Raw genomic sequence first — 12,883 nt, forward strand, 5'->3', positions numbered from 1 at the left:
AAGGAATAAAGAATGAAAACTAAACTATTAGCTACTGCTGTTAGCTTAGGATTAGCTATGCCTGTTATAACCGAAGCTAATACAAGTTCTCTATCAATAGAGCAACGTTTAGCGCTTTTAGAGCAAAGAACACTTGCTGCTGAAAAAAGAGCAGAACTTGCTGAACAAAAAGCAGCTAATTTAGAAAAAGCATTACAAAATCGTCAAGTTATTAATCAGCCAATCAATAATACAACAGCTACGACAAATCATACTGAAGCCCCACATTTAATCGAAACCAATAGCCAATATGGCAAGCTTAAACTTTACGGTGATGTCGAATTTAATACTGATATTGCTAGTAAAAAAGGGCAACTGACCTCAGTAAATACTCAGGCAGGAAAAGATAAAGATTTTGGTGATTATGATAAATGGGGAATTAATGGCCGTATTCTAATTGGACTTGATGGTGAGCGTTCTTTAAAGAATAACAACTATGCAGGCTTTTCCGTTCAACCACTCGCTAATATTAATGGACAAATTGGTTTAGATGATGCCAAATTCTACTTTGGTAAAAAAGAGAGTTGGCAAATAAAATTAGGCCGCTATGAAGCCTACGATATGTTCCCATTAAATCAAGATACCTTTATTGAGTATTCAGGTAATACCGCGAATGATACCTATAGTGATGGCTTTGGCTATATCTATATGATGAAAGAGGGCCGAGGAAGAAGCAATAGTGGCGGCAGCATGATGTTTAATACTAAATACGATAATTGGTATTTTGAAACAAATCTATTAATCGAAGATGGCACCAGTATCTTTACCGATGGCGAATACCATGGGCGAAAACAAATCAATAAGAAAAATGTTATCTATGTTCGACCTGTGATCGCTTGGAATAAAGACAACTTTAAAGTAGCCGCCGCCATTGAAAGTAATGTTATTAAAAATGCTTATGGTTATGAAGATAAAAATACAGGTGAGTTTAAAAACCAATCTAAGCGTAATGGATATGGTTTAACTCTAGGTTGGAATAGCTTAAAAGATGATCCAACAAATGGTATCGACGTAAACTGGAGTACGGCTTATTTAGATGCTAGCAATGAAACAGATTTTACTACTGGTGCCAATATTTTATGGCGCCGCTTGCAGCTGGGTTATATTTACGCTCATAATGATATCAAGTCCTACGCATTAAATTATGATAGTGACATCGATAATGAAGTTATTTTTGGTCCAGGAAAATATGATATTCACACTTTATATACTTCATATGAGTTACCAAACATACTTGATATGGATAATTTTAAAATTTATATCGGCGCTTACTACTCTGTAATTGATGGAAAAGATATCGAAGTGAAAAATAGCGATAAAGATCGTTATGGCTCCAGAGTCAGATTTAAATACTTATTCTAAAAATTGAATTAAACATTGAGTGGCTGATTTATCAGGTCAGCCACTCAAGCTATTTGCAGTAACTTACCCTTCATGAAGCCCACATTCGCGTTTAAGACCGAAAAAGCGGGTCTCTTCTTCACTCATACCAGGCTCCCATTTACGAGTGGTATGTGTATCACCAACAGATAAATACCCTTGCTCCCAAAGAGGGTGATAAGGCAAATCATATTTGGTCAGATATTCATGTACTTGGCGATTATTCCAATCAACCACTGGTAATATTTTAAATACCCCTTTACCGATACTCAGTACGGGCAGCGTGGCACGACTCTTCGATTGCTCTCTACGCAGCCCCGAGAACCAACTTTGCGCTTTTAACTCCCGCAAAGCTCGATTCATCGGTTCAACCTTATTAATTTGATTGTATAGATCTATCCCCTCAGTTCCTTGTTCCCATAATTTGCCATAAATAGCTTCCTGCCACGCTGGAGATAATGGGGAGCGATAAACTTGCAAATTCAAATGGAGTTCATCTTTTAACTCTTCAATGAAGATGTAAGTCTCAGGAAAAAGATACCCAGTATCCGTTAAAATAACAGGAATATCGGGCATCACTTGTGTCACCATATGTAGCATGAGCGCCGCTTGTATGCCAAAACTGGATGACAATACAAATTTAGCGGGCAAATTATCTAATGCCCACTCGATTCGCTCAATAGCACTCAATTTTTCCAATTGCACATTCAATGCTGATAAATATTCAGCTTGTTGCACTTTATCTAATTTAAGTACTTCGGCAAGTTTGAGTTGACTCATACCGCCTCCTTCACTTCATAAAAATCGATAGCTGAATTCAGTACTGGTTTCACTACATTAGCGCGAATTAAGTAGTCGCCAAAACCTTCCTGATCTTCCCGCTCTTTTGCCCAACGACCAATCAAATTGTCTAAGATAGTTAAAATTTCCGCCGAACTAATATTCTCTCGATACATGCGCGGAATTCGAGTACCGATACGATTACCACCTAAATGTAAGTTATATCGGTCAATCGCTTTACCTACCAATCCAACTTCCGCCAGCATGGCTCGACCACAGCCATTTGGGCATCCTGTCACACGTAATACAATATGCTCGTTACCGATGCCGTGTGACGACATGATTTTTTCTACTTCACTGACAAATTCAGGTAAGAAACGCTCTGCTTCCGCCATTGCTAATGGGCAGGTAGGGAAAGAAACACAAGCCATTGAGTTCTCACGCTGCAATGTCACCTCATCACTGATCAAACCATGTTCACGTGCAATCGCTTCAATGCGCTCTTTTTCCGATTCAGGCACTCCCGCAACTATCAGGTTTTGATTCGCCGTTAAGCGAAAGTCTCCCTGATGAATTTTAGCTATTTCTGCAACACCTGTTTTTAGTGGTTTATTAGGCAAATCGATTAAACGACCATTTTCAATAAATAACGTGAGATGCCAACGATCGTCTATCCCTTTTAACCAACCAATTTGATCACCACGTTGAGTAAACGCATAATGCCGAACTGGCTCGAAGGTCACCCCAGAGCGTCTTTCAACTTCTTGTTTAAATGTTTCAACACCAACACGTTCCAGCGTGTATTTTGTTTTAGCATTTTTACGTTCTGTCCGATTCCCCCAATCACGTTGAGTTGTCACGATAGCTTCTGCAATCGCCAGCGTATCTTTCAAATAAATAAACCCAAACTCACTGGCTAATCGAGGGTAAGTCGCCATGTCACCGTGAGTCATCGCAAGACCACCGCCCACTAACACGTTAAAGCCAATTAACTCCCCATCTTGAGCAATCGCTACAAAGTTCATGTCATTGGCGTGTAAATCGACATCATTTAATGGCGGTATCACTACCGATGTTTTGAATTTACGAGGCAAATAGGTTTTCCCTAATATTGGCTCTTCATCCGTTGTTGCCACCTTTTCTTTATCAAGCCAAATTTCTGCATAAGCATTTGTACGTGGCAGTAAATGCTCCGATATTTTTTTCGCCCATTCATAAGCTTGTTGATGTAGCTCAGATTGAACGGGGTTAGAGGTACAAAGCACATTACGGTTCACATCGTTTGCCGTCGCTAATGCGTCAAGCCCCACATGATGTAACATTTGGTGTGCAGGCTTCACATCACCCTTTAAAATACCGTGGAACTGGAAGGTTTGTCGGTTAGTGATACGCACGCTGCCATACAGCGTATGTTCTGATGCGAATCTATCGATATCTAACCACTGTTTAGGCGTAATGATGCCTCCGGGCAACCGGCAACGAAGCATCATCGCATGGCGGGGTTCTAATTTTTGTTCAGCGCGCTCCGCTCGGATATCACGATCATCTTGTTGATACATCCCATGGAAACGAATTAGTAGGAAATTATCCCCTTCAAATCCGCCACTTAATCCATTTTTGAGATCTTCTTTGATAGTTCCACGTAGATAATTACTCTCGTTTTTCATCCGTTCACTATCAGCCAGTTTGCCTTCTACGACCAAAGGCCCGTATTTTTTATCACTCATTAGTAGACATCCCTCTGATAACGGCGCTCCACGCGCAGCTCACTTAAAAATTCATCTGCCGATTCGCTATCCATGTTTCCGTATTGACTGATAATCTCCAGCAACGCCTGCTCCACATCCCGAGCCATGTGATTCGCATCACCGCAGACATAGATATGTGCCCCTTCTTCAATCCAGTGCCAAACTTCCTCACCTTGTTCACGCAACTTATCTTGTACATACACTTTTTGTGCTTGATCTCGGGACCAAGCCAATGAAATATTGGTCAACAAACCTTCTTTGACATAGCGTTGCCATTCCACTTGGTAGAGAAAATCTTCAACAAAATGTGGATTACCAAAAAACAACCAGTTCTTACCGGTCGCTTCCTCATTATCGCGTTGCTGCATAAATGCACGGAACGGTGCGATGCCAGTACCAGGGCCTATCATGATGACAGGTTTTGTACTGTCGTCTGGAAGACGGAAGTTATCATTGTGTTCAATAAAAATACGCAGTTCATCACCTTCTTTTAGGCGATCAGCCAAAAAGCCAGAAGCACCACCTGTACGAGCACGACCATCAATGTCATAACGTACAACGCCGACAGTAATATGCACCTCATCTTCTGTTTCCGCCTGTGAAGATGCGATTGAATACAACCGTGGGGTCAATGGTCGAAGAAGCTCAACAAACTCTTGAGCGGTAGGCTGAGCGGCTGCTTGTCTCACCATATCAACAATGGGAGTATTTTGTGCATAGTGCAAAAGTGCCTGCTTATCACTTATTAACCCCAATAAAGTCTCGTCTTTTGACAAGTTGGCATATTTTTCAACAATAAGAGGGGTGTTTTGTGTCAACTCTAAATGGTGAGTCAGTGCATCGCGTAGTGTGTATGATTGTTCAGCCACTTGAACCTTTTCATCACCGGTTAACCATAATAAACCGATAAGCTCCTCAACAAGAGCAGGATCATTATCAAACCACACCCCAAGCGCATCACCAGGCTGATAGCGTAACCCTGAATCCCCCAAATCAATCTCAATATGGCGAACATCTTTTAGTGATCCGCGCCCTGTGATCTTCTGATTGACCGATAAAGATGCGGTAAGTGGCGACGTCTTAGTGTAAGGTGATGAATGAATTTCATCTACGCTCCCTACCTGAGCCGCAACAAGTTGATGAGTACTTTGCGTTGGCACTCGCGCTTTAAGTAATTGGCTCAGTTCCTCAATCCATGCATCTGCAATTGCTTGATACTCTACATCGGCATCGATACGTGCAAGTAATGGCTTGGCGCCTAATTGAGCCAGCTGCGTATCAAAATCTTTACCAGCTTGACAGAATTTCTCATAGGAAGAGTCGCCTAATGCGAAAACAGCGTATGCCGTTTCATTCAGGCTTGGAGCCTTTTTGGAGTGCAAGTATTTATATAATGCAACCGCCTCCTCAGCAGGCTCGCCTTCTCCTTGTGTTGATGCAACTATCACCAATATTTTTTCTTGCGCGATCTGCTTAAATTTATAATCTCCTGCATTCACTAAATTCACATTGAGCTTTTCGCTGAGCAACTTTTCTCTAAGTTGTTCAGATAAACGGCGCGCGTTGCCAGTTTGTGAAGCAGAAATGATTGTAATCGTTTCGTCCTGTGGCACGGGAGCACTCACAGGTGTGCTAGTCACTGTATTTTGGTTTACCATTCCCCACAAATATCCAGACAACCAAGCTAATTGGTGAGATGAAAAATCATCCACGGCTGTCTGTAAGCGTGCAAGTTGCTCCATAGATATTGGCAATGCCGAAATTGGAGACTGTTTTTTTGTCATTATCTTATAACCCCAGAGTTGCTCATCATAAATTACTACCCCGATAGTTTGTCAGGTTATAACACCCTTTCGTAACGGGATAAGAAACGATCGCCATAACTAATAGCTAAAAAGCCTAATGAAAATAGTTAGTGAATCATACTCATAAAAATGGTTAGTGATAATTCGACAAAATAAGATGCTCGGAGTACAAATTACAGTAGAATACGCTGCATTTCGATTTATAAGGAGTTAGTTATGAGAACAAGCATCTATAAAGATTTTCATTTTGAAGCGGCACACAAACTTCCCTATGTACCTGAAGGTCATAAATGCGGTCGCCTCCATGGCCATTCTTTCATGGTAAGATTAGAGCTGACAGGCGAAGTCGAGGAAAAAAGTGGATGGCTTATCGATTTTAGTGATGTCAAAAAAGCATTTAAGCCAATTTTAGATCAACTCGACCATTATTACTTAAATGATATTGAAGGCCTCGAAAATCCAACCAGCGAGGTGCTGGCAAGCTGGATTTGGCATAAAACCAAACCCCTCTTACCATTACTCAGTGCCGTGACAGTGAAAGAAACCTGTAATGCTGGCTGTATTTACCGCGGCGAATAGACACTTTCTGGTATGCCGTGTTCAACGCGGCACATCAGGCGATATTAAGATATTTATGGGTTTGAATAGAAAGACGCCAATTTCGCGCAATACACGTATCGATACATAACTTGGTTGCTAAGCTTTTTTGGCTAATAGGCTGTAATGCAACAACTGGCGCATGTTTTTCGGTTCGTTTTGCCAACAATTTATCCAACTCTTCAATGTCTTTTTCACGCGCAACAGGGTGCTTGATTTCATTTGCTCGGTTAATTGATTCCGTAAGCACCTGTAATCCCCCTTTCATCCCCACTTTTGGTGATACCGTTACCCATGTTTTATCTGAGCATTGAATAGGATAAGTGCCACTCGTTTCAATTTGGCACTGATAGCCTTGATTTTCTAACTCACACGTTAAAGGAAGCAGATCGTAAATACACGGCTCTCCCCCTGTGATAACAATATGTTTAGCTGTATACCCTTGTTTTTTCATGAGGTTGATTAATTCATGACTATCCGCCAGCGCCCATGTATCTGTATCAACGGTTTTTAGTGCAATATCACCAAGTGTTGTTGCTTTGCTCTCTTCTTTCTCCCAAGTATGTTTGGTGTCGCACCAACTGCAACCCACTGGGCAGCCTTGCAAGCGAATAAAAACAGCAGGAACACCGGTGAACACACCTTCACCTTGTAATGTTTGAAAAATTTCATTGATTGGGTAATTCATCGCACTCTCTGGCATTGTCATCTTAATACGTATTATATCGCAGATATCTATCCGCGGTTAACCCACTTTATGGTAATGTAAACAGCTTGGATTTGATAAAGCACATCTGATTAAAAAAACCGAAACGATATTCGGTAATTAAAGACAGGACAAAAAATGCAAAGTAGTAAAAAAAATCAACTCAGAAAGGGACTGAGTGTCAGGCACATTCGCTTTATGGCCTTAGGGTCAGCGATTGGTACAGGCCTCTTTTATGGCTCCGCTTCAGCCATACAAGCAGCCGGCCCCGCAGTACTCATCGCCTATATGATAGGGGGCGCTGCCGTTTTTATGGTTATGCGTGCTTTAGGTGAAATGGCGGTTCATAACCCAGTTCCAGGGTCATTTTCTCACTATGCCAGCCACTATATGGGGCCATTAGCAGGCTTTCTAACCGGATGGAACTATGTTTTCGAAATGCTGGTTGTCTGCCTTGCAGATATCACCGCCTTCGGGATGTATATGGGCTTTTGGTTCCCTCATGTTGATCAATGGGTATGGGTACTCAGCATCGTTTTATTTATCGGTGCGCTGAATTTATGTCACGTTAAAATATTTGGTGAGCTTGAATTCTGGTTATCGATAGTCAAAGTGACCGCGATTATTGCCATGATTATCGGTGGTGCCTTCTTAATGTTCTACGGTTTTGGTAAAGAGACAGACCACGCTGTCGGCTTGCAAAACCTATGGGAACATGGTGGTTTTATGCCGCATGGCATTACTGGCGTTATTGCCTCTCTCGCCATTGTTATGTTTGCATTTGGTGGGATTGAAGTGATTGGTATCACCGCAAGCGAAGCTCAAAACCCAGAGAAAACCATCCCTAAAGCAATTAATGCCGTGCCTATTAGGATCTTGCTATTCTATGGTTTAACACTCTTTATCTTAATGTGTATCTATCCATGGAACCAAATTGGGCAAAACGGTAGCCCATTCGTGCAAATTTTTTCTAGTCTGAATATTTCTTCTGCCGCAAACATTCTAAACATCGTTGTTATCACCGCCGCCATTTCGGCCATTAACAGTGATATTTTTGGTGCTGGTCGAATGATGTACGGCATGGCTCAAGATAAACAAGCACCTAGCGCTTTCACTAAGTTGACACGCAATGGTGTGCCATGGGTAACCGTCTTGGTGATGTCAGCCGTTATGCTGCTTGGCGTATACTTAAATTACCTTTTACCTGAGCGAATTTTCGTGATTATTGCTTCAATTGCAACGTTTGCCACTGTTTGGGTATGGTTAATGATCTTGCTTTCGCAGGTTGCTATGCGCCGTAAAATGAGCCAAGAAGAGATTAAACAGCTCAAGTTCCCTGTACCATTTTGGCCGGTCGGCCCTATGGTGACGATTGCCTTTATGGTATTTGTTATCGCATTACTTGGGTTCTTTGAAAACACACGAGTGGCTTTAATCGTCGGTTGTGTTTGGGTTGTGATACTTACTGTTGCCTACTTTATAATGCGCAATTACCAAAAAAATAATTAAAATAATCCTATCTGCAAAACACAACATAACGCCCCATCATTGATGGGGCGTTTTATCATTAACTTTCTAATTCAAGAGCCTGCTCAAGGTCGGCAATCAAATCATTTACATCCTCTAGTCCAATCGATAATCTCAGTAATCCATCACTTATCCCATAATATTGTCGTTCTTCTGGTGTATAAGTTGAATGTGTCATACTTGCAGGGTGTTGTGCTAAGGATTCACAGTCCCCCAAGCTCACTGCTCGTGAAAATAGCGTTAAACGATTTAAAAAGCGTTTACCTGATTCCATGCCGCCTTTAATTTCACAGGCAATCATGCCGCCAGGTAATTTCATTTGTTTTTTGGCTAGCTCATATTGTTTAAAGCTCGGCAAGCCTGGATAAATGACAAATGCAATTTTAGGATGAGAAGAGAGATATTGTGCTATCTGTTGAGCGCTCTTCACAATACGCTCCATACGAACAGAGAGCGTTTTCATTCCTCGCATAATCAAACTCGCATCATGAGGTGATAAACACGCTCCCGTCATATCTTTTAACCCAACTAGCCGGATCTGCTTCGCTATTTCCTTTGTTGTTATGGCTGCGCCTGCAATAACATCACCATGACCACTCATATACTTGGTTAATGAATGGATCACAATATCAACGCCTAATGTGATTGGCTTTTGTAGATAAGGAGTACAATAGGTGTTATCAACAACGACAATAATATTATGCTCCTTAGCAATATTCGTTACCGCTTGTATATCCACCAAGCGCATATCAGGATTAGCTGGGGATTCAAAAAAAATCATTTTCGTCTTTTTGCTGATCGCTTGAGCTACATTTTTAGGGTCACTCATATCAATGTGGCGTACCTGAATACCGAATCGCTCGAGTCCATTATGAAAAAAGGAATAAGTACACCCATAAACCGTCATATCAACTAATAGCTCATCACCTGGGTTCATTAGAGACCAAAAAGTCGATGTAATGGCTCCCATTCCTGACGAAAATACAATCGCTGCTTCACCTTCTTCTAAATCAGCGAGCCTTTTTTCTAACAAATCTAGCGTAGGATTATTAATTCTTGTGTAAATATAGCCTTCTTTCTCACCACTGAAACAGGCGGCTCCCTCTTCCGCACTGCTAAATGAATAAGTTGAGGTTTGATATATAGGCGGAACCAACGCCCCTTTGTTTTCACGCTGGTCATAAAAACTGTGTATTATTCGAGTATCAAAAGCATTCCTCTGATTTAAGCTCATACCACTCTCCTAAAAAATTACTTCTCATTGGATTGAGGTATCCTAGAACCCATAATCTGCAACGTTCTTAATAGGATACTAATCCCCCGTAAAGTATTTGGATCTTTTAACAAGCTATAAACTGAACGAAAATTATGCGTTTTATCATCATATATCGCCTCCATCTTAGCCATGTTATATGCCGTTCCTAGCTCCCAAACTGGCGTTAACGTGTCTTCGAATGAATTGGATAATTTTTCAACCGTACCTAAATCAAGAATATCAACAAGGTCAGAAACTAAAGAAAGTAGATCAACGATATTATCTAAGCGTTTTAAATGCAGCAGTGGTGATATTTTCTCGGCGAAATGATCTACAGACTCTGAATTAAGTAGCTCAATAAGTTTGGAGTGCGTATTTTCATTTGACATGATAATTACCCTCTTACACTAAACCACGGATAGCAGCCCAATAAAGACCTCTATTGAAACTATTTCTGAGTAGTCCTCCCACCTTAGTTGCAGGTATTGGGATAACATCATGTTTATAGTCATACTGTAATGGCATACCTGCATTTAATCCCATTTGAGCAACGGCTTGTACACGCCCATCATAAATAGCCGCAGGATAACCATAAGTTAATTCACCAAAAATATTATCAGCAATAATCCCAGCTTGGTTATGACAGCTCCCTCCTGCTTTACTGATAGGCAAATCAACGGTATCACCGATTACATACACTCCATCTGTGCCGTAGACTTGCATGGTCTCATGATCTGTTGGGAGCCAGCCTTCACCATTATTGTGCTCACTTAAGCCTGCATTAATCACAGCTTCAACAGCTGTAATTGGCGGAGTGCTAATTAAAATATCAAAAGGCTGCTCATCACCTTCTTGTGAATAAGCGACTTTCTTGTCTGGATCTACTTTACTTAATGTAAAACCTCGTTGAGCTTTAATATTTTTTATATTAAAAATCTCAGGGATAGCTTCACAAACAGGTTGTTGAAGGAAAAGGCAATTACGTAATAATTGAGAGACTGTCGGGTAGGTGTATACAATTTCAATATTGTCTCTTACACGACGTTTACGTAAAAATTCATCTAACATCAATGTCGTTTCCATTGGTGCAATACCACATTGATGAGGAACATTTGGCGTTTCAGGAAATGATACGGTGATAAAGATCCTACCTTTTTCAATTTTTGATAATTGATCTGCTAACTTTCTTGCTGGCTCATAAGAATAGAAGTGGTTACCTATTTCTTTTAACCCTTCTATTCTATCTGGCCTAGGAACACATCCTGTCGCGATAACTAAGTAATCATAATTTAAAGTCTTACCACTATTTGACTTTAGTTCTTTATTTTTAAAGTCAAAGGACTCAATTTTATCAATCACTAAATTAATTTCGGGCCGTAATAACGATCGTTCATGGCGACTTAACTCCTCTTTAAAGAATAAGTTAAATGCAACATACATAAAAGCTGGTTTATAATAATGAGTAGGGTTATCAGTCACTAATGTTATTTTTATTTTTTTAGAAAAAATATCCTTATTAAGTTTCCTTGCAAGGATATTCGCTAACATTGTACCACCTGTACCACCACCGACTATGACGATATGCTTCATACTTTAACCCACCTATTATTTAAGTTGTGTTAAATCGTTATCATATAGATATATAAATATAGTTTAATTTAATTAATTCGCCATACATTTAATTAATAATTAATATTCATCCACCAAATAAAACTAATTACATTCAGTGAATTATCATTAAATAAAAATAAGCAAGATTATAGTTATCTTTATTTTTAATTACCGAATGAAAATAATAACATTCATTTTAAGACTAACCTATTTATACAGTCTAATAATAAATATTTGTTTTTAGCCAAATAAACATTATCAGCAACTGACATATCGATAATGTTTATCGTAAGAGCAGAATAACTATAAATGGCTTTTTAAGTATGAAATTACTAATAGGTAGGTACTCAAATAATTTTTATACTAAGTCAAACTGAGTAATAATTGGGTTATGATCTGAAGCATCTGTGTTTGTGACATAACAATCTTTCACTTTTAAGCCTCTATAAAAGAGATAATCTAAAGGCCGTCCAAACGCTTTAGTGCGCTGATCAGTATCATAGTTAACCTCTTTAAGCCCCACGCTTCTAACAAAGCGTTTTAAGGCGTTAACCCTTTGGCGGCTCCACGCATTAAAATCTCCAGCCAAAAGTACAGGGCCAACGTGTTTCGATATATGCTCACCTAATTTACTTAATTGCCTTGTATAAACATCAACACCAAAACTAAAGTTTATGGCATGCACATTTGCAACCATCAAATGCTCCCCATTAGGCAAGGGATAAACTGTTATCAATGCCGATTTTGCTAAACGCAATAACGGCTCTTTTTCGCGTAGCGGGCAACAGTAGATAGGATGAGCAGTTGCTAATGTCATTACGCCAGCAGGATGCTGAGAAAAAGGCAACGCGGGCACTTGATCTGCTATCAGTTTGTGGGAGGCTGCGAATGAAATAAGCTCAGGCGACATTTGAGCTTCTTGAAGTAGAATCAGTTTTTTATCTTTAACTAACTCATTAAGGACCTTTTTCCAGTTAGGTCGCTGTTGCTTATAAATATTCCATGTCACAACATCTAAGGTTTCTCCCGCCGCAAATAGGGGAAGCCCCACGGGTAATGATTCTCCTAACATATGTACAGGCATTGGCTGAATACGTTTAGCGGGTTGACCTGCAATATATCTGACAGAATAGGTTCTTTTCGCCACGTTTCTGATCCCTACAAAATTAGAAGTTAAAAGCATTTTAGCAATTTTATAAACCATATGGCTTGTAGTATATCAAACCTACCCTGTTATATCTTATGTAGTTAAGGCTAAACTCCACTGATAATTATCTGTTCATTAACCATTTCTGAATTATTCATAGCATTTTGCAAGCATCAAACACATGGTTTGCGCTAAGCAGGTTCATAATCTATTGAAGAAATGTAGTATGCAGGAAGAGGTTAAAGCACAGATAAAAAAAGCCCCGTGAGTTATCTCACGGGGCTTGAT

Annotated in this window: 11 protein-coding genes; 3 read left to right on the forward strand and 8 right to left on the reverse strand. The window is 40.0% G+C overall.

Translation table 11 applies throughout. The features are described 5' to 3' along the window. Window positions 1–12 precede the first annotated feature (12 nt). Window positions 13–1,401, forward strand: a complete 1,389-nt coding sequence (locus PR709_RS18425; RefSeq protein WP_004922935.1) for a carbohydrate porin — start codon at window positions 13–15, stop codon at window positions 1,399–1,401. A 63-nt stretch (window positions 1,402–1,464) separates the two neighbouring features. Here the strand turns inward: PR709_RS18425 and PR709_RS18430 are convergent, their stop codons facing one another. The 3 genes from PR709_RS18430 to cysJ are packed head-to-tail and all read right to left on the reverse strand — an operon-like array spanning window position 1,465 to window position 5,731. Beyond that, the gene (locus tag PR709_RS18430; RefSeq protein ID WP_014656638.1) at window positions 1,465–2,199 is read right to left on the reverse strand and encodes a phosphoadenylyl-sulfate reductase; all 735 of its coding nucleotides are present in this window, start codon (window positions 2,197–2,199) and stop codon (window positions 1,465–1,467) included. After that, complete coding sequence (gene cysI / locus PR709_RS18435; RefSeq protein WP_141173648.1) at window positions 2,196–3,926, reverse strand: assimilatory sulfite reductase (NADPH) hemoprotein subunit; 1,731 nt, start codon at window positions 3,924–3,926, stop codon at window positions 2,196–2,198. Before cysI ends, PR709_RS18430 begins: the two co-directional genes overlap by 4 nt. Further along, on the reverse strand, window positions 3,926–5,731 hold the full coding sequence (cysJ, locus tag PR709_RS18440; RefSeq protein WP_164456970.1) for an NADPH-dependent assimilatory sulfite reductase flavoprotein subunit: 1,806 nt from the start codon (window positions 5,729–5,731) through the stop codon (window positions 3,926–3,928). Before cysJ ends, cysI begins: the two co-directional genes overlap by 1 nt. 237 nt (window positions 5,732–5,968) lie before the next feature. Here cysJ and queD point away from each other — a divergent pair, with 237 nt between their 5' ends. After that, window positions 5,969–6,331, forward strand: a complete 363-nt coding sequence (queD, locus tag PR709_RS18445; RefSeq protein WP_004922942.1) for a 6-carboxytetrahydropterin synthase QueD — start codon at window positions 5,969–5,971, stop codon at window positions 6,329–6,331. 34 nt (window positions 6,332–6,365) lie between these two features. On the opposite strand, the gene queE is transcribed toward queD, so the two are convergent. Continuing rightward, window positions 6,366–7,037, reverse strand: a complete 672-nt coding sequence (gene queE, locus PR709_RS18450; RefSeq protein ID WP_014656642.1) for a 7-carboxy-7-deazaguanine synthase QueE — start codon at window positions 7,035–7,037, stop codon at window positions 6,366–6,368. A 156-nt stretch (window positions 7,038–7,193) separates the two neighbouring features. Here queE and PR709_RS18455 point away from each other — a divergent pair, with 156 nt between their 5' ends. Beyond that, window positions 7,194–8,564, forward strand: coding sequence for an amino acid permease (locus tag PR709_RS18455; RefSeq protein ID WP_072502487.1), 1,371 nt, complete (start codon window positions 7,194–7,196; stop codon window positions 8,562–8,564). A gap of 58 nt (window positions 8,565–8,622) precedes the next feature. On the opposite strand, the gene PR709_RS18460 is transcribed toward PR709_RS18455, so the two are convergent. The 4 genes from PR709_RS18460 to PR709_RS18475 form a co-directional block, all read right to left on the reverse strand. After that, entirely contained in the window at window positions 8,623–9,816 is a 1,194-nt protein-coding gene (locus tag PR709_RS18460) for a methionine gamma-lyase (protein WP_004922949.1), read from the reverse strand. A 17-nt stretch (window positions 9,817–9,833) separates the two neighbouring features. Continuing rightward, window positions 9,834–10,226, reverse strand: a complete 393-nt coding sequence (locus PR709_RS18465; RefSeq protein WP_014656645.1) for a hypothetical protein — start codon at window positions 10,224–10,226, stop codon at window positions 9,834–9,836. A gap of 13 nt (window positions 10,227–10,239) precedes the next feature. Then, complete coding sequence (locus PR709_RS18470) at window positions 10,240–11,427, reverse strand: NAD(P)/FAD-dependent oxidoreductase (RefSeq protein ID WP_272571095.1); 1,188 nt, start codon at window positions 11,425–11,427, stop codon at window positions 10,240–10,242. Window positions 11,428–11,806: 379 nt separating this feature from the next. After that, window positions 11,807–12,595, reverse strand: coding sequence for an endonuclease/exonuclease/phosphatase family protein (locus PR709_RS18475; RefSeq protein WP_171831120.1), 789 nt, complete (start codon window positions 12,593–12,595; stop codon window positions 11,807–11,809). Window positions 12,596–12,883 lie beyond the last annotated feature (288 nt).

The organism is Providencia sp. PROV267 (assembly GCF_028477825.1).
Classification (GTDB): Bacteria; Pseudomonadota; Gammaproteobacteria; order Enterobacterales; family Enterobacteriaceae; genus Providencia; species Providencia stuartii.